At 42.2% G+C, this 656-nt stretch carries 1 protein-coding gene; it reads right to left on the reverse strand.

The features are described from left to right. Window positions 1–141 precede the first annotated feature (141 nt). On the reverse strand, window positions 142–656 hold a 515-nt coding region (argA, locus tag R8O11_RS28415; RefSeq protein WP_318195016.1), incomplete at its 5' end, for an amino-acid N-acetyltransferase.

A 656-nucleotide genomic window follows, 5' to 3' on the forward strand; every position in this document is an offset into this window, starting at 1 on the left:
ATCAATGTAATGCTTTGCATATCTAAATTAATGATATTACTGCTTATGATTCATTGCTTTATTGTTGAGAGAGTCGGAGCATGGCGTTCTAAACCTCGGATTGAGGATTCAGAACGCATCTGTTAATGATGTTGAGTTTGTTTATAAGTCTAACGCTAAGATTTTGGACTTACGCTGAAAGTTGTACAGCCCTTGTTTGGCTCCTGGCAAGTAATCGACTCCAACTTCGTAGAATCCTTGCTCTCTAAACCAATGTAGACTGTGGGTGGTAAGGACAAAAATCTGGTTGATGTTTTCTGATTTTGAACGATGCTTCATGTAGTTCAGCAGCAACAAACCTCGGTTGCCATCCCGATAGTCTGGGTGAATAGCAACACAGGCCATTTCAGCTTTTCGTTCTTCAGAATATGGGTATAAAGCCGCGCATCCGATGATTAAGCCATCTTTTTCAATGATGGTGAATTTACCAATCTCTTGCTCTAGCTGTTCTCTCGAACGCCTGACCAAAATGCCTTGTTCTTCTAATGGATGAATCAATTCCAAAATGCCGCCGATGTCATCAATACCAGCTTGACGAACTTGCTCTGCGCTCGCCATGACGACTTGAGTTCCGATACCGTCAAACGAGAACAACTCCTGAATCAAAGCCCCATCTA

It is taken from the genome of Vibrio sp. 1288 (genome assembly GCF_033344475.1).